Source organism: Streptomyces sp. NPDC043812 (assembly GCF_056436245.1).
Window position 1 is genome coordinate 165,957 of sequence record NZ_JBWKCY010000013.1, and the last position, 26,434, is coordinate 192,390.

Consider the following 26,434-nt stretch of genomic DNA (forward strand, 5'->3'; position numbering starts at 1 on the left):
TGCGTGGACGGTTCGGACTACTACATACCGGCGGCCGCCCTGGGAGCCGCACTAGCGTTCAAACTCCCGGGGATGTGTCGCGACTGGCGTGACCCGCTGCTGCGGTCCGTCTGTGCGCTGCTCGTCCTCGGCGCCAGTACGTTCTTCTTCGCCGCACCGCCGACCATCGCCGCGGTCAACCGCCTCACCGGTGTGCCGAACTTCTCGGCCCCGCTGGTCTACTGCATCCTCAGCGCGTTCAGCGCCTCCTGCCTGATCCTGCTCGTCAACTGGCGCGGCGGGCCGCCCGAGGAGACCCGCCGCATCTCCGTCCGCTGGGTCGTCGGCTACGGCGTCGTGGTCGTCCTGCTCGTGCTCCTCTTCGCCCTCGGCGACGCACCGGTCGAGCGGCTGCGGGATCTCGACACCTACTACGCCACGACGCCGTACATGCGGGAGATGATCGCGCTGTACCTGCTCGCGCACAGCGTGGCGGCGGTCGGGATGACCGCGCTGTGCTGGCGCTGGTCGTTGCAGGTACGCGGCTGGCTGCGCGGCGGGCTGGTGATCATCGTGGTCGGGTCACTGTTCAACCTCGCCTACGGCGCCAGCAAGTCCTCCGCCGTGGTCGCCCGCTGGACCGGGCACGACTGGGACGTGCTGAGCACCTCGGCGGCACCGCCGCTGGCCTCGGTCGGCGCGCTGCTGAGCGCGATCGGCTTCGTCCTCCCGCTCGTCGGCCGGCGGCTGTCCGACACCTGGCACGCGTGGACGGCATACCGTCGGCTTGGCACACTGTGGCGGGAGCTGCGCTCCGCGCTGCCGCCGGGCACACCGTCGGTACGGATCGCGTTCTTCTCACCGGTCGAACTGCGGGTCACCCAGCGCGAGTCGGACATCCACGACGGGATGCTGCAGCTCGACCCGTACTTCGACCGCAGGCTGCGCGCGGGCGTCTACGAGGACGCGATCGCGGCAGGTACCGATCCCCCGCAGGCACACGCTGTCGCCGACGCCGCGATGGTCGCCTCCGCACTGAGGGCCCGGGAGGCCGACCCGTCGGGGGAGATCATAAGCTCGGCCCAGGCTTACACGTCCGAGGCAGTGGAAGGGCCGCGCGATTTGGTGCGCATGTCCCTGGCGCTGCGTCATTCACCCGTCGTCGCAGCAGCCCGCGTGCGTGCGGCCAGGTCAGAGAGCGGCGCCCCATGAGTGATCCTGTGAGAACAAGCCGGAGCACACCCCGCAGAGCGGTCGTGATCGGCGGCGGTCTGGCCGGCATGCTGGCGGCCGGTGCCCTGCGCCGGCACGTCGACGAGGTCACCGTCGTCGAACGCGACCTCCTGCCGGACGGGCCCCGGTCGCGCAGGAGCCTGCCCCAGGCACACCACGCCCATCTGCTGTGGTCGGGCGGAGCGCGGGCCATCGAGTCGCTGCTGCCGGGAACCACCGACCGGTGGCTCGCCGCGGGCGCGCGCCGCATCGCGCTGCCGACCGGGCTGGTGTCCATGTCGGCGCTGGGCTGGTTCCGCCGTTGGCCCGAGATGCAGTTCCTGATCGCCTGCAGCCGTGACCTGCTCGACTGGGTGGTCCGTGAGCAGGTCACCGCCGAACCTGGCGTCACCGTGCTGCAGCGCACCGAACTGCTGCGTCTCGAGGGCAGCGCCGCCCGAGTGACCGGCGTACGGGTGCGCAGCGACGAGGCGGGCGAGCGGGTGCTCACGGCCGACCTCGTCGTGGACGCGAGCGGCCGTGGTTCCCGGGCGCCAGAGTGGCTGCGTTCGCTCGGCGTGGGCGAGGTGCGGGAGGAGAAGGTCGATTCGGGGCTCGCGTATGCCAGCCGGGTCTTCCGGGCGCCCTCCGGGTCCGAAAAATTTCCCGTCGTCAACGTGCAGGCCGACGCGCGCGAGCCGCGGCCCGGGCAGACCGCGACGATCGTGCCGCTCGAAGGTGGCCGCTGGCTGGTCACCCTGTCCGGCACCCGCGGGGGCCAGCCGACGAGCGCCGCCGACGAGTTCGAGAACTTCGCCCGCTCCGTGCGGCACCCGGTCGTCGGCGAACTGATCGCCGATGCCGAACCGCTGACCGATGTCGTCGTCAACCGCAGCACGGTCAACCGGCGGCGCTTCTACGAGAAGGTCACCGACTGGCCGGAGGGCTTCGTCGCGATCGGGGACGCGGTTGCGACGTACAACCCGGTCTACGGTCACGGCATGTCGGTGGCCGCCCAGGGCGTGCTCGCGCTGCGCAAGGCAGTCGCCGCCCGCGGTGTGACCTCCCCGGGACTCTCGCGCAGGGTGCAGCGGGCCGTCGCCGGTCCCGTCTCCATGGCGTGGGACCTGGCGACCGGGCAGGACATCCTCTATCCGGGGGCCATCGGCAAGGACCCGGGGGCGAGCGCCAGGTTCCTGCGGCACTACGTGGACCGGCTGATGCTCACGGCGACCGGGCGGCCGCTGGTCACCAAGGCGCTGTTCGACGTGATGACCCTGTCCGCGCCGATGTCCTCGCTCCTCAAACCGGAGGTCGCGCTCGCGGTGCTGCGCGGGCCGAAGCTGCCGCAGCTGCCGGGGCCGCCGCTGACGGACGAGGAACTGCGGATCGCGAAGGAGCCTCGCAGCGAGCGTGCAGCGGATCCTGCGGACGCGTGATGCGTGGTGACACGTGACGCGGACCGCGCCCGGGCTCGGCCGCACCCGCTGTGGCGGCATCGCCTAGGCTCTGCCGCAATATGAACGGCAATCACACAGGCCGCGGGGCGGGCCGTCAGGCGTCGGCGCCCCTGGGGCCGAAGGCCGACCGGGAGACGGTCCGGCGGCACAACCTCAGTCTCGTCCTGCGGGCCGTGCGCGACGAGGGCGAGGCGACGCGGGCGGGGGTGTCGGCACGCGTGGGACTGACCCGTGCCGCGGTGTCGTCACTGGTGGAACAGCTGCTGGACAGCGGGTTCCTCTCGGAGTCCGGCAAGACGTTCAGCGGGCAGGCGGGCAGGCCCGGCACGGTGCTGAAGGTGGCGCGCACCGGGGTCGCGGGCATCGGCGTGGAGATCAACGTCGATTATGCGGCCGTGTGCGTCGTCGACCTCGCGGGCACCGACCGCGTACGGCTCGTGGAGCATCTGGACAACCGGAGCGCACCGCCCGCCCAGGTCTTCGACCGGGCGGCAGGGATCGCGGAGCGTGCGCTGGCGTCCGCCGCCGAGCAGGATCTGCGCCCGGTGGGCGCGGCGCTCGCGCTGCCGGGTCTGGTCTCGGCGGGGGCCGTGCGACACGCGCCGAATCTGGGCTGGACGGCCGTCGCCGCCGAGTCCCCGTTCGCCGCGGCGCTCGCGGCGCTGCGGCCTGGGCTGCCCGCGCTGCCGGTCCGATCGGAGAACGAGGCGAACTTGGCAGCGCTGGCCGAGCTGTGGTTCGGCGGCCTCGGCGAGACTCGCAGCTTCCTGTATCTGACGGGCGAGATCGGTGTCGGCGGCGGGCTGGTCCTGAACGGTGAACTGCTGCGCGGCGGGAACGGGTTCGCGGGCGAGATCGGCCATGTGGCCGTGGCGGACGACGGTCCGCTGTGCCGCTGCGGCTCGCACGGCTGCCTGGAGCAGTACGCGGGTCAGTCCGCGCTGCTGCGCGCCGCCGGGATCGACGAGCATGCCGGCGCGGCGGGCGTCGCCGAACTGGAGCGCCGCGCCCGCGCCGAGGACCCGGTGACGGTGGGAGCCCTGACCCGGGCCGGTCTGATGCTGGGGCGGGCGCTGTCGGGAGCGGTCAATCTGTTCGACCCGGACGCCGTCGTACTCGGCGGCATCTACCGTCCCCTGTTCCCCTGGCTGTCCCCGCCGGCCGGTGCCGAACTGTCGACGCGCGTGGTCTCGGGGCTGTGGCCGTCGGGGAGCACGCGTCTGCGTGCCTCGTCACCCGCGGCGGACGCGGCGCGTGGTGCGGCGGCGCTGGTGGTCCAGGACGTGCTGGCGGATCCGGTGGCGTACGCGCGGTACGGCGAGGAGTAGCGGGCGGCCGCGGGCCGCGTCGCAGCATGACGACGCGGCCCGGCACCTCCTGCCCCGTCGTCAGCGGGCGCCCAGCAGGTGGTCCATCGCGAGTTGGTCCAGGCGCTCGAACGCCATTCCTCGTTCCGCCGCGCCGTCCACGTCGAACTCCTCGAACGCCGCCCGGTCGGCGAGCAGCCCCGCGAGGCCGTCCTCGGCGGTGGGGCGGGCCAGTTCGTGGAGGCGGGAGGCGCGGAGCGCCTCGGCGACCTCAGGGTCGGCCCGGAAGGCGGCTGCCCGCTCCTTGAGGATCAGGTAGTTGCGCATGCAGCCTGCGGCCGACGCCCACACGCCGTCGAGGTCCTCGGTCCGCGGCGGCTTGAAGTCGAAGTGCCGGGGGCCCTCGTATCCCGCCGTCTCCAGCAGATCGACCAGCCAGAACGCGGACCGCAGGTCACCGGCCCCGAAGCGCAGGTCCTGGTCGTACTTGATGCCGGTCTGGCCGTTGAGGTCGATGTGGAAGAGCTTGTCGGCCCACAGTGCCTGGGCGATCGAGTGGGGGAAGTTGAGACCCGCCATCTGCTCGTGGCCGACCTCGGGGTTGACGCCGTACAGCTCGGGGCGCTCCAGGCGCTCGATGAACGCCAGCGCGTGGCCGACGGTCGGCAGCAGGATGTCGCCGCGGGGCTCGTTCGGCTTGGGCTCGATCGCGAACCGGAGGTCGTACCCCTGCTCGGTGACGTACTCGCCGAGCAGGTCGAAGGCCTCCTTCATCCGGTCGAGGGCCACGCGCACGTCCTTCGCGGCGCCCGACTCCGCACCCTCGCGCCCGCCCCATGCGACATACGTCCGGGCGCCGAGCTCGGCGGCGAGGTCGACGTTGCGGATGGTCTTGCGCAGCGCGTAGCGGCGCACGTCGCGGTCGTTCGCGGTGAAGCCGCCGTCCTTGAAGACGGGGTGCGTGAAGAGGTTGGTCGTGGCCATCGGCACGACGAGGCCGGTGGCGTCCAGCGCCTGCCGGAAGCGCTTGATGTGCGACTCGCGCTCGGTCCCGCTCGCCCCGAAGGGGATCAGGTCGTCGTCGTGGAAGGTCACCCCGTACGCACCGAGCCCGGCGAGCCGCTCGACCGACTCGACCGGGTCCAGGGGCAGCCTGGTCGCGTCCCCGAAGGGGTCCCTGCCCTGCCAGCCGACGGTCCACAGGCCGAAGCTGAACTTGTCGTCGGGGGTGGGCGTGAAGCGTTCCGTCATGGCCTTGTCCCGCCTTGATCACTAATTTGTTCGTTGGCTTTACTAATAATGCACGGCACGGGTGTTCCACAGAAGACCCCCAGACCCTGTTGTCACGAGGCAGGGTGTCGTAATTTGTTTCTCACCCGGCAAAATACGCCGGGGCAGCGGTGAGAGGTGGAGCAATGCCGACGAACGCGGTCGTCATCGGGGTGGACAGCTCGACGCAGTCCACGAAGGCGGCGTTCACGAACGCCGCGACCGGACAGCTCCTGGCCGTCGGCCGCGCACCCCACACCGTGGAGGGCGAGGGCGGCGCACGCGAGACGGACCCCGAGATCTGGTGGCAGGCGCTGCGCGTGGCGGTGACCGCCGGCCTCGGCGAGCTCAAGGGCTCCGGGATCAAGCCCTCCGCCGTCACCGGCATCGCCGTCGCCGGCCAGCAGCACGGCCTCGTCGTCCTCGACCGGGCCGGCACCCCGCTGCGTCCCGCCCTGCTGTGGAACGACACCCGCTCTGCGCCCCAGGCCGCGTCCCTCACCGAGGCGCTCGGCGGCCCGGACGCCTGGACGGCACGCACGGGATCGGTGCCGGTGGCCTCCATGACAGCGGCGAAGTGGCAGTGGCTGCGCGAGACGGAGCCCGCATCCGCCAAGGCCGCGGCCGCCGTACGACTCCCCCACGACTTCCTCACCGAGCGACTGGCGGGCGTGGCGGCCACCGACCCGGGCGACGCATCCGGCACCTGCTGGTACTCCACCGCGACCGGTGCCTACGACCCCGAACTCCTGGACCTCGTCGGCCTCGACGCCGCCCTGCTGCCGCCGGTGGCCCCGACCGGCGGCACCCGCATCGGCACGCTCACCGCCTCCGCCGCGGCCGAACTGGGCCTCCCGGCCGGCATCGCCGTGGCCGCAGGCACGGGCGACAACATGGCCGCGGCCGTCGGCCTCGGACTCGGCGGGGCCGGACTGCTGGACCACCCGGTGCTCAGCCTCGGCACCTCGGGCACGGTCTTCGCCGCCAGCCGCACCCGTCCGGCATCGCCCGCGCTCGCCGGGTTCGCCGCCGCGGACGGCACCTACCTGCCGCTGGCCTGCACCCTCAACTGCACACTGGCCGTGGACAAGGTGGCCTCACTGCTCGGCCTGGACCGCGACGCTGCCGAGGCGGGCGGCGAACTGGTGGTCCTCCCCTACCTCGACGGCGAACGCACCCCCGACCTGCCCGCGGCATCCGGCCTCCTCACCGGCCTGCGCCACACCACGACCCGCCAGCAGATCCTCGGTGCCGCTTACGAGGGGGCGGTGGTGACGGTGCTGCGCGCACTCGACGAGGTGATGCGGGCCTGTGGCCAGGACCCGGCCGCGCCGGAGACGGCGGCAAGGCCGCTGCGCCTGGTCGGCGGCGGTGCGAAGGGCAGGCACTGGGTGGAGACGGTGCGCCGGCTGTCCGGCCGGCCTCTGCTCGTTCCGGACAGCACCGAACTGGTCGCGCTGGGTGCGGCGGCCCTGGCCGCCGCGGCGGCGACGGATGCGGACGCGGTGGCGCTGGCGGCCGACTGGCAGACGGGATCGGGCACGGAACTCCCGCCGGTGGAGAGGGACATGGCCGCGTGGGACCGTGTCTCGTCGGTGCTCGACCGCGCGACTGGGACGCTGCTCGCCTGAATCCCGCAGGCCGGCTGTGCCTCGCCGCGGGGATTCTCGGTCACGGCTGCAGGTCGAGGTCCAGGTCCAGGTCCTCCAGCTCAAGCTCCGCGTCCACATCCAGGTCCAGATCCTCGTCCGGATCGAGATCGGGGTCCAGCGTGGGGTCGAGCTCGAGTTCCTCGTCCAGGCCGAGCGTCACCGGCGGGGCTGGAACTCCGGACCCGTCACCCTGAAGGGGAAGGCCGCCGTACAGGGCGATCTCCGCCATCACCACACTGCCCGTTTCCCTGCGGTGCGCGACTGTGCGGGTCGCGTACGCATCGACCAGGCGCAGACCCCGCCCGCACGGCACGTCCTCGTCGAGCGGCTCCTGCCGGCGGTCCATGCGGTGCTTCCAGCAGCCCGCGTCCATGACCTCGACCATCAGCGCGTCGCCGCGGACACTGATCACCGTGGACACCCACGGGCTTCCGCTGTGCATCACCACATTCGTGACGAGTTCGGTGACGATCACGGACAGCGCCTCGTCGAAGTGCTCGGCCAGTCGCCATCGGCGTGCGACTGCCCGGGCGAAGCGCCGTAGTTTGTGCGCGGCTTCCGGCGAGGCAGGCATTGCGCAGTGGGCCAGGCTTCGCAGGGCAGCGGTCGGGCCGGCCCGCTTCCGGGCCGGATCCGTGGCACGTTCTATGGCAATCACTTGGGCTCCTGTTCGGTCGGGCTCTGTGCCCTGACCAAGGTCCAGCGTCCGGGAGTGCGGTTCACGCACTTCACCGGGCGTCGACAGCCACGCGGAAGGCATGCAGATCTTCAGCGGCAGTCCAACACTGGTGTCCGTGCACAGCCGGAGCAATCAGGGACACTGAAACCCGTATACGTAAACAATCGAATTGCCCCGGAACCTCCCAGGAGAGTGATTCGGTGGACACGTTGAGTGATGCCGCAGCCGACCGCTGGCTGAGGTGTGTGCTGGTGCGTGACGACAAGGACACCGACCGTGCCGGTGAGGCCGCGCTGCTGCTGATCGAGGGCGCAGCCGGCACCGGCAAGTCCCGGTTGACGCGACGTCTGGTCCAGGCGACCGAGAGGCACGGAATCGTCGTGGCGTTCTCCCCTCATGGCGTGTCGGTGACCCATCACGCCCGCGGTGACAGCGACACCGACATCGGCCACGCTCCGTCACCGGGCCCGCTCGCCGCCCCCGACGCTTCCTCCGCCGCGCCCCACGGGAGTGGATTCCCGGGCTCCTTGGCGTCGCTCCTGGAACCGGGCCGCGAGCCGGGTCTCGCCCAGGTCCTCCTCGTAGCCGAGGACGTCCACCTCGCCGACCGCCCCTCGCTGGAGCTGCTGCGGCGTCTGTTCGCGCAGCCGCCCGCCGGGCTCGCCGCCGTGCTCACCTACCGTCCCGAGGAACTGCGCCGGTCCGGGCTCCCCCTGGGGCGCGGCACCGTACTCCCCGCCGAACTGGCCGTACAGCGGCTGCGCCTCGCGCCCCTCGACGAGCGGCAGGTCCGGAGCATCGTCGAGGAGGGGCTCGGCGCCGACTGCGGACCGACGGAGCTGTTCGCGCGGATCCGGCAGCTCTCCGGCGGCAATCCGCAGGTGGTGACGGACCTGGTGCGGCTGCTGCGCGGGACCGGCGAACCCAAGGTGCGCTACTCGGTCCGGGATCTCGACGCGGCCGGTGCGCCGCCCCGGCTGGCACAACTCGCCCTGGGCCGCACCGCGGCACTGGGGGAACGGACGCGTCCCGTGGCGTGGGCCGCCGCCGTCCTGGGCGAGCCCGCCGTCCCCGAGGAACTGACGGCCGTCGCCGGACTGGAGGGCGAGGCGGGCACCCGCGCGCTGGTGGGCGCGCTGCGCGGGGGCGTCCTGTCGGAGGACGAGCTGGGCCGCTACGGCCTCTTCGTCCCGCTGGCCGCGGCCGCCGTCTACGACGAAGTCCCGGGCCCCGTACGCCGGGAGATGCACCGAAGGGCCGCCGTCGTGCTCTCCCGCCGCCAGCCCGCGCCCTGGCTGCAGCTCGCGCGCCACCGGGGCCGCGGCGGGGAGGCCCGCGGCTGGTTGCGCGCCGTGGAGCGGGCGGCGCTGGAACGTGCGGCTGCCGGCGACCACCAGGCGGCGATCGATCTGCTCGAACAGACCTTGTCGCGTACGACGGTTCCGCTGCAGGCCCGCGCCCGCCTCGCGCCGCTGCTGGCCCACAGCGCGGTACTGGGGCTGCGCTCCGAGCAGACGGTGACCGTGCTGCGGCAGATCCTCGACGAACAATCGCTGCCGCCCGCAGTGCGCGGCCAGATCCGGCTGGACCTCGGACTGCTGCTGTGCAACCAGGCAGTTGCGGGGATGGACGGCTGGCTGGAGCTGCAACAGGCGGTGGAGGAACTCGAGGAACGACCCGTGATGGCGGCCAGGGCGATGGCAGCGCTGGCGATGCCCCTGCTGTCGACGGTTCCGCTGGAGCGGAACCTGTACTGGCTGGAGCGGGCGGAGAAGGCGGGCGCCGACAGCGGTGACGAGGAGGCACGCACCGCCGTGGCCGCCAACCGCGTGGGCACCCTGATGTATCTGGGCGACCCGTCCGCCTGGCAGTCGTTGGAGCAGCTGGCGCGGGACACCGACGACCCCGCGTACCAGCAGCATGTGGCGCGCGGGCTGTGCAACGCGGCGGACGGGGCGCTGTGGCTCGGCCAGCTCGCGCCCGCCCGCGAACTGCTGGCCGAAGGGCTGGATTTGGCGAACCGCAGCGGCGCCTCGTACGTGGAGCAGGGCGCGCGGGGCACCGAGCTGATGATCGACTGGGCCGAGGGGAAGTGGTCCGATCTTCCGGCCCGGGCCCGCGCGTTCGTGGCGGAGGCGGACACGATACCGGGCCCGGCGGCCGACGGCCGTACCGTGCTGGGGCTGCTGGCGCTGTCCAAAGGCGAGTGGCAGCAGTCGACCGCCTGGCTGGCCGGCGAGGGGCCGCGCGCACCGGACGGTGCGGCCGTTCCGCACCTGGCCGCCGCCTCCGGGGCGCTGATCCGCATGGCTCTGGTCCGCGACGACACCGACACCGCGGTGGAAGAGGCCTCGCTGGCCTGGGACCGGCTGCGGGACAAGGGAGTCTGGGTGTGGGCGGCCGAGCTCGCGCCGTGGGCGGTGGAGGCGACGCTGCGCGCGGGCCGCAGAGCCACCGCCGAGAGCATGGTCGACGAATACGCGGCGGGGCTCGACGGCCGCCAGGCACCCTCGGCGGACGCCGCACTCCACTGGTGCCGTGCGCTGCTCGCCGAGACCGACGGCGACCATGCCGGGGCGGCAGCACTGTACCGCCGGTCGGCGATCCTGTACGCGGCGATGCCCCGTCCCTACGCGGCCGTGCTCGCCACCGAGGGGTCGGCCCGCTGCCTGCTCGCCACCGGCCGGTACGCGGACTCCGCTGTGTCCGAACTGACCTCCTGCGTCAAGCAGTTGACGGAACTCGGCGCCGTGTGGGACGCCGCCCGGGTGCGGGCGGTGCTCCGTTCCCACCAGCCCGTGGACGAGCAGCGGCCCCGCGGCCGCCCCAGCTACGGGGACCAGTTGTCGCCGCGCGAGCAAGAGGTCGCCGATCTGGCGGCGACGGGTCTCACCAACCGGGAGATCGCTGCCACCCTGCATCTGTCGCCACGCACGGTGGAACAGCATGTGGCGCGTGCACGCCGCAAACTGGAGTCGCAGTCGCGCCAGACCCTGTCGCGGAGCCGGTCCCAACGCACGGAATGAACGCCCCTGCCACCGCCGGCCGGTGATTCTTTACGTATCCGTGGATCGGGCCTACGGATAGTCAGCGGCGTGCTCACGCCTTTAGGTTCCTGCGAGTGCCCGGGCAGCCGGGTGCCGCACGACCGTGCCGCACCCCCCACACCGACGGCGGCACGGGCGCGGCCATGGGAACCCGGCCCCGGGCACGCCGCCGCACCCGCACCCGCACCCGCACCCGCACCCGCACCCGCACCCGCACAGCGTGCCGTCACGCGGACACGAGCCGCACTCCCGCGTAGGAGACCCCCGCGACGACCGCCCACGCGCACAGCCCCAGGGCCGCGACCCGCCAGCCGGTGCGCATCAGGGACGGCAGGTGCACGGCGCTGCCGAGCCCGAACAAGGCGGCTGCCAGCAGGAGTTCCTGTGACGTGTGCGCGGCGCCGAGCGCGCCCGCGGGCAGCACACCGGTGCTGCGCAGCGCTACCGCGCAGAGGAAGCCGACGACGAAGAGGGGCACGATCGGCAGCCGTCCGGTGCGCGTGCCCGGCCGCTCCCCTCCCCCGGCCGGCCCACGCAGCCTGCGGCGCACGGACAGGGCGACGACGGCGACGAGCGGGGCGAGCAGCGCCACCCGCATCAGTTTCACCATCACGGCCTCGCCGAGGGCATCCGGTCCGGCCGTCCTCGCGGCCGCCACGACCTGGCCGACGTCGTGGACGCTCGCGCCGACCCACCGGCCGAATGCGGCATCGCCGAGGCCCGACAGCGCCTGCAGGAGCGGCAGGACGACGATGGCGAGCGTGCCGCAGAGGGTGACCAGGGCGGCGGCGGTCGCCGCGTCGCGCTCGTCGCTGTCCCGTGCCTCGGCGACCGCCCCGATCGCGGAGGCGCCGCAGATCGCATAGCCGGTGGCGATCAGCAGCGGCTGGTCGCCCGGCAGCCCGAGGCGCCGGCCCAGCCACCAGGTGCCGAGCAGGGTCGCGGCGACGACCGTCAGGACCATCGTCACGGTCGCCCAGCCGAGACCGAGGATGTCGTCCAGGCTCAGTTTCAGCCCGAGCAGCACAATGCCGACGCGCATCAGCCGCTTGGCCGCCAGGGACAGTCCGGCTCTCCCCGGGCCACGAACTGCGGTGCGCAGGCGGGGCAGATGGGCTGCGACGATGCCGAGGACGACGGCGGCGGTCAGCATCGGTATGCCCGGCAGCAGCCGGTGCACGGACCAGGCGACGGCGACGCCTGCGGCGGCGAGCGCGAGACCGGGCAGCGAGCCGGGCACGGAGGAGCGGGCGGGACGGACGGACCGTGGCGTCCTCGGCCGGTCCCTCAACAACGCCATCAGCGGTCGGCCGGCAGTTCGTAGACCCGCCGGACGCTGGTACCGAGGCGGGAGATGTCGGCGCCGTAGGCATGGAGGGATATCGCGGCCCCGGGACCGGCGTTGTGGACACGGTGGATGTCGCCGGGCGGTGCGAAGCCGCAGACCTCGCCCTGGCGGTTGACCACGTCCGCGGTCGCGACGAGCCTCGCCGTGCCGCGCGGCCCCTCGGCGGGGACGAGGCGGTAGCGCCGCTCGTGCTCGGTGCCCTGGTGCACGCCCGTGGTGCACCAGGCGACATGGTCGTGGATCGTCGTCCCCTGGCCGGGCAGCCAGACAAGTGCGACGACGGAGAAGCTGCCGTCGTGTTCGGCGTGCAGCAGGTGCTGACGGTAGCGGTCGGGGTCGCTCTCGCACTGCTCGGGGGCGAGCAGGTCACCGGCCCCGAGATGCGGCGCCAGCCGCTCGCCGACGAGACGGGCCGTCACATCGGGTGGCAGCCCGAGCCCCACGGCCTCCCGCACGTCGTCGACGAGCGTGTCGAATCGGGCGGTGGTGCGGGGCGCACGGAACGCGGCCGAAGCGGAAGCTGTGGTCATACCGGCAGCGTCCGACCGGGGCCGTCACCACGTCCAACGACCGTTTCTTGGGTCCTCCCAAGCAGCGCTTATGAACGGGTGCCCGCCGCGCGGCCGGTTCTCAGCAGCCGGTCTTGTTGGCCGCGACGGTCCTCAGCTCGTCGAGTACGAGCGCGGTGGCGGGGATGCGCAGATGCTCGCGCAGCACGTACGCGAAGATCTTGCGCCGTGAGGTGGGCTGCAACGGCCGTCCGGCGACCTTCTCGTGGCACAGGAAGTTCAGTACGAGCGCCGGGATCATGGCGACACCGAGTCCCTCCGCGACCAGACTCTGCACGGCGAGGTTGTCGTCGGTCATGAAGGCGATGTCGGGGACGAACCCGGCCTCGGCGCACTCGTGGAGGAGATTGGCACGGCAGCGCGGACAGCCGGCGATCCACCGCTCCCCCGCCAGGTCGGTCAGCTGCACCGCACGTCGGCGCGCCAGAGGGTGCCGGCTGGGGAGCAGCACGGTCAGCTGGTCCTCCAGGAGGGGTGTCTCCACCAGTTCCTCGGGCACCTGCTCGTGCAACCCCGGATAGGTGAAGGCGAGCGAGATGTCGCACTCGCCGCGTGCGAGCCGGTGCAGCGACGCGGGCGGCTCGTTCTCCAGCAGGTCGACCCGGATGGCGGGATGGGACGCCGTCAGCCGGGCGAGCGTCTCGGGCACGAGAGTGGAGTTGGCGCTGGGGAACGCACACAGTCGCACCCTCCCGGCTCGCAGCCGGGCCAGGGCGTTCATCTGCTCCTGCGCGGCCGACAGCGTGTCGAGGATGGTCGACGCGTGGCGTGACAGTGCCTCACCGGCCTCGGTGAGCCGCATGCCCCGCCCGACGCGGAGGAACAGGGGGGATCCGACGTCCCGTTCGAGCGCCTTCATCTGCTGGGTGATGGCGGGCTGGGTGTAGCCGAGGGAGCGGGCGGCGGCGGAGTAGGAGCCGGTCCTCACCACTTCGTGGAACGTCTTGATGTGCCGGGAATCGAACACCAGCGCATCATAAGCGGTTTTTGGGGGCGGGAAACGGTGCAACGGCGGTTCCCGGACCGGCGGCTCCCGGCCGCACTCCGCCCGGCAAGGCGTCGGCGATCGGGACATCATCCGCGGACGGGGCCCTACGGCTTGCGGGCCACCGCGCCGTACAGCGAGATCACGGCGTCCTCGTTGACGACCTCGTCGACCGCGAGCTCGGGGTGCCAGTCCGTCAGCTGGACGATGCCGGGCTCCGCCACCTCCAGGCCCGCGAAGAAACGGGCGAACTCGTCGCGAGTGCGCGGTGCGAGGGTGACACCCCCCGCCGCGTACATCTCCACGCCGCGCTGCACGGCGACCGGGTCGAAGTCGGCCGTGAGCTGGGACAGGACCAGGTAGCTGCCGGAGGGCAGCGCGTCCACGAGCCGGCTCACCAGGTCGTAGGGCTTGTCCGCGTCGCCGAGGAAGTGGGTGAGTGCCACGAGCGACAGGGCGACGGGCCGGTCGAAGTCCAGACTCTTGCGGGCCTGGTCGAGGATGCGCTCCGGGTCGCGCACATCGGCCTGAATGTAGTCGGTCAGCCCTTCGGGAGTGCTGCGCAGCAGGGCACCGGCGTGCGTGAGCACGATCGGGTCGTTGTCGGCGTAGACGACGCGGGAATCGGGGGCGGCGGCCTGGGCTATCTGGTGGAGGTTGGGCTCGGTCGGGATGCCGGTGCCGATGTCGAGGTACTGACGGACCCCCGCCCGGCCAGAGAGCCAGCGGATGACGCGCTGCATGAACCAGCGGTTGGTCTGCGCGACGTGCTTGGCCGTGCCGTCCACACCCATGATGGTCCGGCCGAGCTCCTCGTCGACCGGGTAGTTGTCCTTGCCGCCCAGGAACCAGTCGTAGACCCGAGCCGGGTGCGGCCTGCTGGTGTCGATCCGTCCGGCGGCCGGCTCGGTCCCGGTCATAGAAGGCTCCCTCGGATGCTCACGGCCCGGCTTGTTCGGGCTGATCGGCCAATGATCCTCGCAGGCGGCACCCGGGGCGGCAAGTAACCGCCCACCTCACAACCCGAGTTCACGGGCCGTCACGCAACGACGCGGTGTGGACACGAGGCGCTCGGCGGGGGTCAATGCAAGAGTCACCTGCGCCACGAACGCATCGGAGGCACCACGGTCATGAACAGATCCTGGTTACGTTCGCCCCTGCCCCTTCTGCGCACGACAGTCGTCGCGGCCCTCGCGACGGCGACCGCCCTGACGGCGACGGCATTCGGCACCGCCCACGCCGCCCCGTCCACTCCCTCCACTCCCTCCACGCCCACCGCCCACGCGGCCGTCTCCCAGGTCGTCAGCTGGGCCGCGAGCGCCGACCGGCTCGGCACAGCCGTCGGTGACCGCACCCACCGTCTCGTCATCCGCACCAGCGCGGGCGGCAGCGCCCTGCGCATCCGTCTCTCCAACGCCTTCGGCGACCAGCCGGTGACCTTCGGCGGCGCCCGGGCCGGCCTGTGGTCGTCCGGCGCGGCCGTCGTCCCGGGCACCAACCGCGCGCTGACGTTCGGCGGGGCACGCTCCGTGACGGTGCCGCCCGGCGGCTCCGTCTACAGCGACGCCCTGCGCGGAACGCTGCGACCCGGTGCCGACCTCGCCGTCAGCCTCTACGTCCAGCAGGCGGCAGGGACGGCGACCGGGCACAAGATGGGGCGGCAGACGTCCTACGTCGCCGTCGGCGACCATGCCGCCGACGAGTCCGCAGCTCCGTACACACAGACCGTGAGCTCACGGTTCTATCTAGACGCCGTGGTCGTCGACGCCCGGCGCGGCACGGGCGCGGTGGCCGCGCTCGGCGACTCCATCACGGACGGGTCGTCGTCCACGCCCGACACCAACCGCCGCTGGCCCGACTTCCTGGCCGCACGCCTCCAGAGCGATCCCTCCACCCGTATCAAGGGCGTGGCCAACGAGGGGATATCCGGCAACAAGGTCCTCAGCGACGGAGCGGGCGAGAGCGCCGTCAAACGCCTCGACCGCGATGTGCTGTCCCAGCGGGGCGTGCGGACGATGATCCTTTTCGAGGGCGTCAACGACATCAAGGCGACCCCGGCACCCACGGCGGAACAGATGATCGCGGGGTACCGCCTCATCGTCGACCGTGCACACGCGGCGGGCATGTGCGTGGTCGGCGCGACGGTCATGCCGTACGAGGGGTGGCGCGACTGGACGGAGGGCGGCGAAGCCGTGCGGCAGCAGGTGAACGCGTTCATCAGGGACAGCGGCCTGTTCGACGAGGTGGTCGACTTCGACGCGGCGATCAGGGACCCCGCGCGTCCGTCCCGGATGCTGCCGGCGTACGACGGCGGTGACCATCTGCACCCGAACGATGCAGGGATGCGGCAGACCGCCGAGACGGTGGACGCCGATCAGCTGCGCTGCGGGCGGAGGTGAGGAACTCCTTCCGTCCCCCGAACCGTCCGGACCCGCGCGTCACGCTGCCGCGCGGGCCGGCGGAGCCGGGCCGCAGGCAGGCGTGCGGCGGGTGCGCTGCGCGGGCCGGGACGGTGCGGTCTCCGTAGACTGATCGCACTCCCCGACAGGCTCACCAGCGCCTTCTCCGACCACCCGGGAGGCGAGCATGACCACCCGCCGCACCCCGCTGCCAGGAGTCGGCACCCAGTACGACTTCACCACCGAGCACGGCCGGCACATCTCGGTCGTCGTCCACAACGACGGCCGCCGGTTCCTCGGCTTCTACTCCCCCGACGACCCCGACGCCTGTGTGCTCTCCGTTCCTCTCTCCTCGGACGAGGCGACGGCGCTGGCGCATCTCATCGATCCGGCGCCCATCGACGCCGTACGCACGGACGGCATCGACCTGGTGACCGAGCACATCGCGGTCGGCGGCCATTCGCCGTACGCGGGCCGTCTCCTCGGTGACACCCGTGCCCGGACCCGGACAGGGGCGTCGATCGTCGCCGTACTGCGCCGTACGGGCGCACATCCCTCACCCGGCCCCGGCTTCCGGTTCGCGGCAGGGGACACGCTCGTCGCGGTCGGCACGCGTGAGGGCGTGGACGCCCTTGCCGAGATCATCGCCGGAGGCTGACCGTGCACGGCACGACCAGCCTCCTGGTCGAACTCGGCGCAATCATTCTGGCGCTGGGGCTGATCGGCAGGTTCGCAGGGCGGGTCGGGCTCTCGCCCGTACCCTTGTATCTGCTGGCCGGGCTGGCCTTCGGGCACGGCGGCGTGATGTCGCTGAGCGCGAGCGAGGACTTCATCGCGGTGGGCGCCGAGATCGGCGTGATTCTTCTTCTCCTCATGCTGGGGCTGGAGTACAGCGCCTCCGAACTGGTCGGCAGCCTGCGCACGCAGTACCCGTCCGGCGCTGTCGACTTCGCCCTGAACGCCGTGCCCGGTGCGGCCGCTGCCCTGATACTCGGCTGGGGTCCGGTCGCCGCGGTGGCCCTCGGCGGTATCACCTGGATCTCGTCCTCCGGCGTCATCGCCAAGGTCCTCACCGATCTCGGCCGCCTCGGCAACCGGGAGACCCCGGTCGTCCTCGGCGTCCTGGTCATCGAGGACCTGTCGATGGCGCTCTATCTGCCCCTGCTGACGGCCCTGCTCGCGGGCCTGGGTCTCGCGGGCGCCGGCATCGCCCTGGTCATCTCGCTCGGCACGGTCGGCATCGTGCTGTACGTCGCGCTGCGCCACGGACGGCTCATCAGCCGTGCCGTGTCCTCCGACAACCCGGAGATGCTGCTGCTCGTCGTCCTCGGGCTGACCCTGCTGGTCGCGGGGATCGCCCAGGAACTCCAGGTCTCGGCGGCGGTCGGCGCGTTCCTCGTCGGCATCGCGCTGTCGGGCGAGGTCGCCGAGGGCGCGCGCACGCTGCTGGCCCCACTGCGCGACCTGTTCGCGGCGGTCTTCTTCGTCTTCTTCGGACTGTCCACGGACCCGGCCGAGATCCCGCCGGTCCTGCTCCCGGCCCTGCTGCTGGCGCTCGCCACCACCCTCACCAAGATCGCCACGGGCTGGTACGCGGCCCGCCGCGCGGGCATCGGGCCCCGGGGCCGCTGGCGCGCGGGCGGCACGCTGGTGGCCCGCGGCGAGTTCTCGATCGTGATCGCCGGCCTGGCGGTCGCGACGGAACCACGGGTCGGCCCGCTGGCCACGGCATACGTACTGATCCTGGTGATCGCGGGCCCGCTGACGACGCGCTGGACGGAGCCGCTGGTGTCGCGGATGCTGCACCGGGGTGAGGGCACGCTGCCCCCACCACCGGTCACGTCCGGCTTCGGAGGGCACTGAGGGCCCTGGCACCGCTCAGGACCAAATCGTCAGGGTGGCGGTCGCTCGCCTCCCGCACACGCGGCGGCGGGCGCGGGGCCTACTCCCTCGTGAAGTCGTCCCGGTCCGGGTGCTTCACGTCTGTGCACCCGCGCCGGTCCGTGATGTCGTCTACGTACGCACGGAAGAGCGCCGGCAGCCGGTCGGCCACGAGGTCGTCGTACGGATGGCTCACGGTGAGGGTGTGCAGGGCCGCTTCACCTCCGCAGACGGACGAGGCCCACAGGACTCCCCCGTGCGCTCCACCTGCGGTGCCCGGCTCGACGGGCTTGCTCCCCCTGAAGTCGGCGCGGGCCACCGACTCCGCCTCGGCTCCGAAGAACGACGCCGTCCTCATCCACCACGGAGAGGTGGTGAAGGCCGGTTCGACATCCTGACGCAGTTCCCCTCGCAGAGTGGGCGCGATCTCCCGTACGCCGGAAGGGCTGACGCCCAGCAGGCACGTCTCCGTCCCGGCGGCGACCGCGGTCGGGGTCTCCAGCATCCGGTCCGGCAGCCGGCCGCGGCGGGTGCCGTCGAGATGCCTTCCGTACCAGCCGCAGGAGGCGTCGGCGGACCTGGGAGCGGCGAGCTCCCGTGGGGGCTGCGGCAATCGGTCCGGAACCTCCAGGACGTCCGTGTCACAGTCGAGCCGGGCAGCGGCGCGAACCGCGGCCCCGCGGGCCAGTTCGGCAAGGATGGCGCGATCCTCGCCCGACACGTCCGCGTAGTCGGCCCTCGCCGTGGCGTTCAGGGAACGCGGCTTCCCCGACGACGCGCAGACAGCCCGCACGGTGGCGGATCCCTCGGTGTAGTAACCGAGCAACCCGTCGCCCAGGGGGTGAGGTTCGGCATGGGCGGCGCGACGGGTCACGTCGTCGGGTTGTTCGCCCCAGATGTCGTCGGGCGCGAACGGGTTGCTGATGATGTCGTCCCCCACGACGTTCATGGGCACGTCGTCGTCGGACGTGCGGACGACCAGGGTGAAGTGGTCGTCGGACGCGCCCGCCTCGGGAACGGAGTAGATCCGGCACCCGCTCGGCAGATCGCCGAGCCGCAGGTCGCGCCTGCCCTCGCCGGTCGGGATCGCCCGCATGATCCCGCCCCTCAGGTCCATGACCCTTTCGGCGTCCACGACGCTGTCGCAGGAATCGGCAATGCGGTCGATGCTGACGGCCCGGTCCCGCACATCGGTGTAGGTGAGCCAGTACGCCCACGCACTCGCTCCGATCCCGAGCACTGCCACCAGGCAGAGCAGTTTGTTGCCCCGCCGGCGCCAGGGGCCCTCACCGGGCTCTGCCGGCGGCAGCGTCAGCCGCCTCGGCCACCTCATCGGCGCCACGCCTTCGGGCAGTTGTGTTCCGGCCCGGTCTTCCTCGTGGCCCATGTGCGTCCCCCGTGCGATCCCCGTGAGTCCCTCTGCCTGCCGGAGTCCCTCTGCTTGCCCGGCAATTCGCAGAAGCTATCAGCCCGTACGGCGATGCCGTGACGCGAGCATGATCAGTTAAGGTGGCGGGCGCCCTGCGCCGCAGCCGGGCACCACCACGCCACGCGACCACCTCTCGGGGGAGAGCAGTTGACCACCCAGCACCACCCGAACACCCGGGCCAGGGCCATGGCCGCGCCGATGGCCGTGGCCTCGGGCATGATCACCCCGAACCGTACGGACCACATCGAGGACCCACTCGTCACCGCCGTCCAGTACGTCCGCACGGCACTGGGACTGGCGGCCATGGTCTGGCTGCTGTTCGCCTACCCGTTGCGCGTGGGACGGGAGGACTTCCTGCTCGGCAAGCTGGAGGACCTGATGATCGGCTGCGGCCTCGTCATCGTCGCCGGCATCGTCGGCATGAGCACCTTCATCATCGCGGCCCGCTCCCCTCTGGGCCGCCTCTACGCGAGCCGTCTCCTCGGCCCCGTGTGCGCGGTCGCCGCGGTGCCGCTCGGAGCGGGCGTGGCCTGGCTGATGGTGGCGGCGTTGAAGGGAGACATCGTCTCGACCGCGGACGTGGGCCCGCACGACTTCACGTTCGGGTTCTTCGGCGACACGGTGGGCAGGATCATCACGGGCCTCGTCATCGCACTGCTCTTCATCGTGGCCGCGATCGTGTGCGCCGTGGTCCTCGTCGCGGCGGTGTGCTTCACCCTGATCGCAGCGGTCGTCGGCCTGAACTCGTCGTTCCGCGCGGGGGACGTCCACCAGTTGCTGCCGGCCCTGATCTCACCGCTGCTGGTCTGGACACTCTTCGCCCTCCAGCTCTTCGACGACGCGGACATCGCCGCGCCGCCGGCCGTGATCTACGCCTTCTCCCTGGGCGGCCCGCTGTCGGTGACGGCACTGTCGGTGTGGGAGGTGCGCAGGCTGCGGAAGCGCTACGGGGTGACGCTCAGGACGGCGCTGGGGCGGTAGGGGGCGCCGATCGACGCGCTGAGGCACCGGGAGCACCGGGAGCCGCGCGCTGGAGAGGGTGACCTGCCGGGGCGCCACGGCATCTGCACCCCGACGGCCGCCACGGGCATCGGATCGGCGCCGGAGAGGCCCGCGTGTCAACTCGCCTGATTCTTGCGGATGTTGGCCAGCGGGCCCGTGGACGGCTCAGGCGATGTCCGCCCAGACAGTCTTCCCGGAGGGCGGGAACGGCCGTACGCCCCAGTCGGCGGCCAGAGCGTTCACGATGACCAGCCCACGGCCCGGCTGATGGACAGTGCCCGACAGGACAGGACCCCGGTCCCCGCGGGGGTCCGTGACCTCGATCCGCAGCCGGGAGCCCGACAGGAGCCCCAGACTCAGCCGGAAGCCACGGCCGGGCAGATGCCCGTGCATCACCGCGTTCGCGGCGAGTTCGGCAACGACGGACGCGGCCGCGTCCGTGCGTTCACTGGCCCGCGGCCACCCCCACTGCGCGACCTGCTCGACGGTCAACAGCCGCGCGAGCCGGGCGCCACGCCGCGTGGCGCTGAGCAGCTGGGTGAACTGCATTGCAGGAGCTGCCGGTTGAGGGGGCATGCAGAACTGTACGGATTCGCTCGTCACACCACTCAGCGCGACGGGGACAGGCCGGCACTCATCGGCGCCGACGCTCGACTGCGGGCCGGCAGCGCCATCCCGGTGCCCCCGCTCAGGCCTCCAGGAACCTCCTCGCCGCGGCCACGCCTGCCGTGGCGTCCCAGCCTCCCGTTCCGGTGACCCTCGCCAACAGCCCCTCGTCGAACGCGCAGTCGGCGGCCGTCAGCGCGTCGATGTCCGCGGGTGACGGCTCCCGCTCGCGCCCGGGCGCGCGCTTGCTCCAGCTCAGGATGGCCTCCACCGTCCTCTCGCGGGTGAGCGCGGGCAGCCCCACGCTGGCGAACCCGTCCGCCGCGTCGTAGACGGCGCGCAGCCACGTGCTGCCGTCGAAGCCGTAGACGAAGCCGACCCATTCCTCGCAGCTGCGTGCCTGCCGCACGGGCGGCTCCCACCATGCGGGGGCGCCCGCGAGCAGGTCGGTCTCGTCCTCCTCGAAGTAGTCGGCCGCCTCCGCGTAGTACGTCTCCGAATACTCGTGGTCGTGGCCGACCAGCACTGCGCGTCCGTCGCCGACGTGATGGAGATCCATCCAGTTGCCACCGCTGTCGTCGAAGTGCCACACCGCACCGTCGGCGAAGCAGCCGCCGCTACCGCTCGCCGCACACACGGCGGCGAACGCCGCCCAGCGGCCGCGCAGTTGCGCAGGCGTGGGCAGATCGATCTGTACCAGTCCCATGTTCCCGTTCCCCCCGCAATCCCCTCTTCGCCGCCTGCCTTCGCAGGTCGGAGGCGGTGGCTCCGCATGTAGGGGCGGAGCCACACTCTGAGGGAAGACCCTACGCACTCGGTCGGACATCGGGCCTGCGAGGCCGTTCCCCGCCGGCCGGTTGGGAGGCGGCGGGATGGGGAGGGCGGAATTGACGCTCTCTGAAGTGCTGGAGGCAAGCCCCCGCCCTGCAGTCCGGCGGGATGCACAGGTCGCGCGATCCGCCGGACGGTCGCCTCGGCCTTCCCGATCGATGCGGCGATCTCACTGTGGGTGCAGCCGAACACGTCGTGCAGCACGAGCACCGCACGCTCGGTCGGGTTGAGCGTCTCCAGGACGAGCATCATGGCGATCGACACCGACTCGGCCAGGATCGCGTCTCCGCTCACTTCGGGTGCGGTGCGGATCGGCTCGGGCAGCCACGCGCCGACGTATTCGGCTCGCCTGCCGGCGTTCCGAGGTCATCTGGCGCGTCCGGAACGGTACGCAGGCGGCCTCGGACGCAAAGCCCGGGACGGTGGCCTCCGGCCCCTCCCACACTGATTCGGTGGGGCCGGAGACAGGTTCACACCTCGGTGAACGAGGTGCTGGAGGCGAACTCAGGCCATGCGCCAGCGCCGGATGGTCTCACCATCCGCGGTCAGCCATGTGCCGTCGCCCAAGGCCAGGGGATCGGAGCAGTCCGTGCCCGGGTAGTCGATGTCCGCAGTCGGCTGCAAGGTCCGTCCGTCGAGGATCAGGTGCCGGTTGTCCACCGAGTCCTGGTCCTTGGCGATGGCAGCCAGGACACGATCCGAATCGAGGAACCCCGGACGGTGGCCCACAAAGCGCATTCCCTCGGGCAGGACATCCTCGGCGTCGACGCTGACGTCCGCCTGTCCGGCCTCGTAACGGCTCAACCACTCGCCGCCCACGTCCAGTTTCAGGAAAGCACCGTTCAAGCCCAGCCCGGCGAACGGCTCGTCCTCGAAGCCCACAGGTTCCGCATGGATCCGTTCATCCACCACAGTGACCAGCAGAGAATAGAACGTGTCGCCTTGGGCCGCGTCCAGGAACAGTTGCGCCGGGTCCGTGAGCGACTGCTGAAACGTATAGGCGGCGGATGCGGAAGGCAGCACGGTGTGCGCGACACGCCGACCGTCCGTCAGATCAAGAGCGACGCACAGGTCACCCTCGTAGGAGCCGACGCTCTCCGTGGGACCCATCATCGTGACAAGGAGCAGACGCCCGGACGCGTCGGCGGCGCAGGCCCCCGCTGCCACACTCAGGTCGAACCAGGGCTGGTGTTCGTGGATCCAGCGGACGCGTCCATCGGCCTCGTAGACCGTGACAACTCCACTACCACTCACGGCAAGCCCTCCGTCGGGCAGCGGAGTGGCGAATGACCTGTCTTCCGCCGACGGCGGGGAGGGCCAGCTGCCCTGCACGGTGAAGAGATGCGATGCCCCCTCGTCGACGCGTCCGACGACGATCTCTTCCGGGGACTTTGCCACCAGCCAGTTCGCACGGTCACGCGACTGCCAGGCATCATGGCGGAAGAGTTCGAACCCCGTGAGCTCCTCCTCCGTGACGAGTTCCGCTGTGAGATGTGTGCACTCCATGTGTCCTTTTCTACCTCGTTCACACTGGGGAGTGCCGTGAGGGCCAGTAGAACTGCTTCTGCTGTGTTCCCTGGGTGCCGGGGTACACCTGGCCGAACATGGCTCCTGAACTGCCTCGGATAATAGGGGAGCAGAACTTCGTGCAGACGACGTTCGAAGCCGCTCCGTGCGTGGGCAGCTGGCAGTGCCGCCGCTGCGGGCGGACCCGGACGACCCGCCGGTGCGCCGCCGTCCCCGATGTGCCGGTGCACCGTCCCCGGTGCGCTGATGTGGAACGAGGAGCGGCCAGTGGCTGGGCCCCTCGGCCGCGATACCTCCGCCCGAACACGGTCCGGGTGACCGGGTCGCCCGGACCGCGGAGTTGGGGCTCTCAGCGGGACGCGGACACCAGCCCCCACTCGTACGCCTGGATGACCAGCTGAACCCGGTCCCTGGCCGCCAACTTGGCGAAGAGTCTTCCCACATGGGCCTTGGCGGTCCAGGGACTGATGAAGAGTTCGGCCGCGATCTCGCTGTTGGACATGCCGCGCCCGACGAGCGTGAGCACTTCGCGCTCCCGGTCCGTGATGCCTTCCACCACCCTGCTCGGCCCGTCCCCTCGCCGCTGCGGCTCCGGGCGTGCGGCGAACTCCGCGATCAGGCGGCGTGTCACGCTCGGCGCGATGAGCGCTTCACCGGCGGCCACCACCCGGATCGCGGTGAGAATGGCGTCCAGGTCCATGTCCTTGACGAGGAACCCGCTCGCGCCGGCGCGCAGCGCACCGTAGACGTACTCGTCGTCGTCGAACGTCGTGAGCACCAGGACCCGTGCCCCCGCACCGAGTATCGACGTGATCAGGCGGGTTGCCTCGATGCCGTCCATGCCGGGCAGGCGGATGTCCATGATGATCAGCGCCGTGAAGGGCGGCGCCGCCGTGCGTGAGCCACGGCTTGGTCCGCGACGGCTTACCCGGCTGCCTCTGCTGATGAGCAGGCAGCTGCGGCAGCGGGCCGTAGGGCCACGGGGTTCCACCCGGCTGGGGCGGCGGCTGCTGGGGTGCATTCATCGACCCCCTACGCCGGTGACCTTCTCCGTCCCTTCCGGCTCAACCTCATCGGAGCCCGACGATTCCCCACCCTCGCCGCGCGGCCTCCTCCGCCACCTCACCCCAGCCGTGCAACAGTTCGCTGAACTCGTCGAAGGTAGCCATCCATCGCCCGGGACATGCGGCATGCACAGCAAACGGCTCTCGGAGTTGCGGGAGGTGCGTGGCCGCCCGGCCCCAGGCGGCGACAAGGTCGGCGATGCCCTCAGGCGGGCAGACGAGCATCGTGCCCTGCCGTAGCGAATGTGCCACGTCGTGGATGTCGCCCTCGCCCTCGCCCGGAATGTCGTCGTCCGACCCGTAGTTCCACCACAGGGTCGAGAGGAAACGGTCCAGTCCGGCCCGCAACTCGGGCGAGGCGAAGGGCCGCACTTTTTCCCAGGCCTCACCGGCCCAGAAGTGCGGTTTGAAGGACCCGAGGGAGTTCCGGAACTCGTACAGGCCGAACCAAGGGCGGCCGTCCGTGGGCCACACCCAGCCGTGCTCCGTCTCGGCGAGTTCGTACGCTTCCTCGTCCAGCAAATCGACGCGGTCCTCGGCCGGGGTCACGGACAGATGAACCCAGTCGACAACGAGCACCGTGATGTCCACTCCCACGGCCGGGAAGAATAGGCGACGGTCCGCGAGGATGCGCTCGGCGACGACGGACGGCCTCTGCCGATCGACGAGTTGGCGCACCGTCAGACGATCAGGCGAGCCCGGATCGGCTTGCCGAACTGGGGGGCACTGCACCCCGCGCAGTTCGTCTGCACCGCAGATGCTGCATGATCTGTCGATGCTGGTCGAACTCGTGACACTCGGACGCATTCCGTGGAGCCCCTGCAACGCCCCCATCCGGACCCCATTCGGTGACACCGTGGTGCGCTGGTGCGGCGACCGGGACGCAAGGCCCGGCACGTATCACGTCGAGTGGACGATCGACGACGACATCCGCTGGGGGCGGAACGCCAGGTCGGCTGCCGGGGTCGGCCCACAGGTCAGGGCCGGTGGCCACGGGGTGATCCTGCGGGGGCAACTCCACCTCGACGACGACGGTGTCGGCGTGCTGGACCTGGGCGGCACACTCATACTGCTGGATATCGCCGAACCACCACCCGCGGGCGTCGCCGGTACGTGGATCGAGCTCCTCGTCGAACGCGAGAAGATCAGCCTGTACCCCTACCAACTCTGAACCCACCGCTCCGTGCAGCCGCCTGGGCCCTCCCCGGTTGGGGCCCAGGCGGCCGACGTCGTCAGCGGGCGGAGGCGCGCAGCACCTCGCGGAGAGCCTGTGCGAACTCCTCCGGTGCCCCTGCTGCCCGAACTCGCCACCCAGGAAGCCCCCGTGATGGCTCGGGCAGAGAGTCAGCTCGGTGCCCAGTTCCGCGGCGATCTCCGTCGCGGCGCGCGCCGGGAACTCGCCCTCGGACTCCTTGCCCGCGGCGATGACGATGCGCGTAGAGGCGGCGCGCAGGGCAGTGAAGTCGGGCCGGTAGCCGGTGCAGCCGCGCATGTTCTGGCCCAGCAGCGGATCGTCGCGGGAGCCGTCGTCGTCGGTCGGCAGCCCGAAGGCGGCCGGGGCGGGGGCGGGCTCGTCGGCCCAGTTGTCCGGGAAGGGCCCCTTCCGCATGGCCACCGCGATGAACTTCGCCATCGCGGGACCCATGCCGTCGCGCTCGTACGTCGCGTGGATGTCCTCGCAAACCGCCAGCGCCGCCTCGCGGTCCGGCAGAACCTGCGCCGTCGGCGGCTCGTGCGCGACGAGTGCGCACCAGTTCAGGATGCTTCGCCACCAGAGCGAGCGCGTTGACGGCGCCACCGCTGCTGGCGAACAGGTCCACCGCACCCACGCCGAGCGCCTCGATCACCCGCCGCAGGTCGTCGGCGTGCTCCTCGGGCGTGGTCTCCGGCGCCCCGTCGGTACGGGCGCTGCGGCCGCACCCTCGTGGGTCGTAGGTGACAACCGTCCGGTCGGTGAAGTACGAGGCCAGCGTGGCGAAACCGCCGGCGTCCATCGGCGAGCCGATCAGGAACAGGACGGGTTCGCCTGCCCCTCCATCGGGCAGACCACCCCGGATGTCGTACCGGAGCGTGGCACCGGTCGACTCCAGCGTGCGGGTGTCGGTCTCGGACATGGTTGTCTCCTCGGGTCTGTGCCGTCACCACGACAGACTCGTGTCCCGGCCGGAAGTCATCGCTGTTTCGAAGG

Annotated in this window: 21 protein-coding genes and 3 pseudogenes; 10 read left to right on the forward strand and 14 right to left on the reverse strand. The window is 71.6% G+C overall.

Annotated elements, in window-relative coordinates; translation table 11 throughout:
• The first annotated feature begins 3 nt into the window (after positions 1 to 3).
• From AC067Z_RS20670 to AC067Z_RS20680, 3 genes are all read left to right on the forward strand, one after another.
• Positions 4 to 1,191 (forward strand): MAB_1171c family putative transporter, encoded by a 1,188-nt coding sequence (locus AC067Z_RS20670; RefSeq protein WP_478791005.1) that lies wholly within the window; start codon positions 4 to 6, stop codon positions 1,189 to 1,191.
• Complete coding sequence (locus AC067Z_RS20675; protein WP_478791006.1) at positions 1,188 to 2,630, forward strand: FAD-dependent oxidoreductase; 1,443 nt, start codon at positions 1,188 to 1,190, stop codon at positions 2,628 to 2,630. The genes AC067Z_RS20670 and AC067Z_RS20675 overlap by 4 nt, the downstream gene beginning before the upstream one ends.
• A gap of 80 nt (positions 2,631 to 2,710) precedes the next feature.
• On the forward strand, positions 2,711 to 3,979 hold the full coding sequence (locus tag AC067Z_RS20680; RefSeq protein WP_478791007.1) for an ROK family protein: 1,269 nt from the start codon (positions 2,711 to 2,713) through the stop codon (positions 3,977 to 3,979).
• A 60-nt stretch (positions 3,980 to 4,039) separates the two neighbouring features.
• Here the strand turns inward: AC067Z_RS20680 and xylA are convergent, their stop codons facing one another.
• On the reverse strand, positions 4,040 to 5,209 hold the full coding sequence (gene xylA, locus AC067Z_RS20685) for a xylose isomerase (RefSeq protein ID WP_478791008.1): 1,170 nt from the start codon (positions 5,207 to 5,209) through the stop codon (positions 4,040 to 4,042).
• 164 nt (positions 5,210 to 5,373) lie between these two features.
• Here xylA and xylB point away from each other — a divergent pair, with 164 nt between their 5' ends.
• The gene (gene xylB / locus AC067Z_RS20690) at positions 5,374 to 6,858 is read left to right on the forward strand and encodes a xylulokinase (RefSeq protein WP_478791009.1); all 1,485 of its coding nucleotides are present in this window, start codon (positions 5,374 to 5,376) and stop codon (positions 6,856 to 6,858) included.
• 40 nt (positions 6,859 to 6,898) lie between these two features.
• On the opposite strand, the gene AC067Z_RS20695 is transcribed toward xylB, so the two are convergent.
• Entirely contained in the window at positions 6,899 to 7,453 is a 555-nt protein-coding gene (locus AC067Z_RS20695) for an ATP-binding protein (protein ID WP_478791010.1), read from the reverse strand.
• 305 nt (positions 7,454 to 7,758) lie between these two features.
• On the opposite strand from AC067Z_RS20695, the gene AC067Z_RS20700 reads away from it, so the two are divergent.
• A complete protein-coding gene (locus AC067Z_RS20700) occupies positions 7,759 to 10,584 on the forward strand; it encodes a LuxR C-terminal-related transcriptional regulator (RefSeq protein ID WP_478791011.1) in 2,826 nt (941 codons plus the stop codon).
• A 247-nt stretch (positions 10,585 to 10,831) separates the two neighbouring features.
• Here AC067Z_RS20700 and AC067Z_RS20705 read toward each other — a convergent pair whose 3' ends face one another.
• The 4 genes from AC067Z_RS20705 to AC067Z_RS20720 form a co-directional block, all read right to left on the reverse strand.
• Positions 10,832 to 11,905 carry a YeiH family protein gene (locus AC067Z_RS20705; protein WP_478791012.1) on the reverse strand — a complete coding sequence of 358 codons (1,074 nt, stop codon included), beginning with the start codon at positions 11,903 to 11,905 and terminating at the stop codon, positions 10,832 to 10,834.
• Complete coding sequence (locus AC067Z_RS20710; RefSeq protein ID WP_478791013.1) at positions 11,905 to 12,483, reverse strand: cysteine dioxygenase family protein; 579 nt, start codon at positions 12,481 to 12,483, stop codon at positions 11,905 to 11,907. The genes AC067Z_RS20705 and AC067Z_RS20710 overlap by 1 nt, the downstream gene beginning before the upstream one ends.
• A gap of 100 nt (positions 12,484 to 12,583) precedes the next feature.
• The gene (locus AC067Z_RS20715) at positions 12,584 to 13,489 is read right to left on the reverse strand and encodes a LysR family transcriptional regulator (protein ID WP_478791014.1); all 906 of its coding nucleotides are present in this window, start codon (positions 13,487 to 13,489) and stop codon (positions 12,584 to 12,586) included.
• Between the two features lie 125 nt (positions 13,490 to 13,614).
• Positions 13,615 to 14,427 (reverse strand): SAM-dependent methyltransferase, encoded by an 813-nt coding sequence (locus AC067Z_RS20720; RefSeq protein ID WP_478791015.1) that lies wholly within the window; start codon positions 14,425 to 14,427, stop codon positions 13,615 to 13,617.
• Between the two features lie 210 nt (positions 14,428 to 14,637).
• Here AC067Z_RS20720 and AC067Z_RS20725 point away from each other — a divergent pair, with 210 nt between their 5' ends.
• The 3 genes from AC067Z_RS20725 (at position 14,638) to AC067Z_RS20735 (ending at position 17,769) form a co-directional block, all read left to right on the forward strand.
• Positions 14,638 to 15,906, forward strand: coding sequence for an SGNH/GDSL hydrolase family protein (locus tag AC067Z_RS20725; protein WP_478791016.1), 1,269 nt, complete (start codon positions 14,638 to 14,640; stop codon positions 15,904 to 15,906).
• 187 nt (positions 15,907 to 16,093) lie between these two features.
• A complete protein-coding gene (locus AC067Z_RS20730; protein WP_478791017.1) occupies positions 16,094 to 16,564 on the forward strand; it encodes a cation:proton antiporter regulatory subunit in 471 nt (156 codons plus the stop codon).
• Between the two features lie 2 nt (positions 16,565 to 16,566).
• Entirely contained in the window at positions 16,567 to 17,769 is a 1,203-nt protein-coding gene (locus tag AC067Z_RS20735) for a cation:proton antiporter (protein WP_478791018.1), read from the forward strand.
• Positions 17,770 to 17,848: 79 nt separating this feature from the next.
• Here AC067Z_RS20735 and AC067Z_RS20740 read toward each other — a convergent pair whose 3' ends face one another.
• A complete protein-coding gene (locus tag AC067Z_RS20740) occupies positions 17,849 to 19,174 on the reverse strand; it encodes a hypothetical protein (RefSeq protein WP_478791019.1) in 1,326 nt (441 codons plus the stop codon).
• Between the two features lie 189 nt (positions 19,175 to 19,363).
• Between AC067Z_RS20740 and AC067Z_RS20745 the strand changes: the two genes are divergently transcribed.
• Positions 19,364 to 20,197, forward strand: a complete 834-nt coding sequence (locus tag AC067Z_RS20745) for a hypothetical protein (protein ID WP_478791020.1) — start codon at positions 19,364 to 19,366, stop codon at positions 20,195 to 20,197.
• Between the two features lie 186 nt (positions 20,198 to 20,383).
• Here AC067Z_RS20745 and AC067Z_RS20750 read toward each other — a convergent pair whose 3' ends face one another.
• The 6 genes and pseudogenes from AC067Z_RS20750 to AC067Z_RS20775 all read right to left on the reverse strand — a co-directional run bounded on the left by AC067Z_RS20750 (position 20,384) and on the right by AC067Z_RS20775 (position 24,924).
• Positions 20,384 to 20,767 carry an ATP-binding protein gene (locus AC067Z_RS20750; protein ID WP_478791021.1) on the reverse strand — a complete coding sequence of 128 codons (384 nt, stop codon included), beginning with the start codon at positions 20,765 to 20,767 and terminating at the stop codon, positions 20,384 to 20,386.
• Between the two features lie 139 nt (positions 20,768 to 20,906).
• Entirely contained in the window at positions 20,907 to 21,530 is a 624-nt protein-coding gene (locus tag AC067Z_RS20755; RefSeq protein WP_478791022.1) for a proteophosphoglycan 5, read from the reverse strand.
• A gap of 257 nt (positions 21,531 to 21,787) precedes the next feature.
• A pseudogene (locus tag AC067Z_RS20760) lies at positions 21,788 to 21,907 on the reverse strand (sigma factor-like helix-turn-helix DNA-binding protein); the annotation flags it as partial.
• Positions 21,908 to 22,159: 252 nt separating this feature from the next.
• Positions 22,160 to 23,161, reverse strand: a complete 1,002-nt coding sequence (locus tag AC067Z_RS20765; RefSeq protein WP_478791023.1) for a hypothetical protein — start codon at positions 23,159 to 23,161, stop codon at positions 22,160 to 22,162.
• A gap of 370 nt (positions 23,162 to 23,531) precedes the next feature.
• Positions 23,532 to 24,053, reverse strand: a pseudogene (locus tag AC067Z_RS20770) (LuxR C-terminal-related transcriptional regulator); the annotation flags it as partial.
• Positions 24,054 to 24,252: 199 nt separating this feature from the next.
• The gene (locus AC067Z_RS20775) at positions 24,253 to 24,924 is read right to left on the reverse strand and encodes a hypothetical protein (protein WP_478791024.1); all 672 of its coding nucleotides are present in this window, start codon (positions 24,922 to 24,924) and stop codon (positions 24,253 to 24,255) included.
• 97 nt (positions 24,925 to 25,021) lie between these two features.
• Between AC067Z_RS20775 and AC067Z_RS20780 the strand changes: the two genes are divergently transcribed.
• Positions 25,022 to 25,417, forward strand: coding sequence for a hypothetical protein (locus tag AC067Z_RS20780; protein WP_478791025.1), 396 nt, complete (start codon positions 25,022 to 25,024; stop codon positions 25,415 to 25,417).
• A 61-nt stretch (positions 25,418 to 25,478) separates the two neighbouring features.
• On the opposite strand, the pseudogene AC067Z_RS20785 reads toward AC067Z_RS20780, so the two are convergent.
• Positions 25,479 to 26,360: pseudogene (locus tag AC067Z_RS20785) on the reverse strand (alpha/beta fold hydrolase).
• Positions 26,361 to 26,434: the final 74 nt, after the last annotated feature.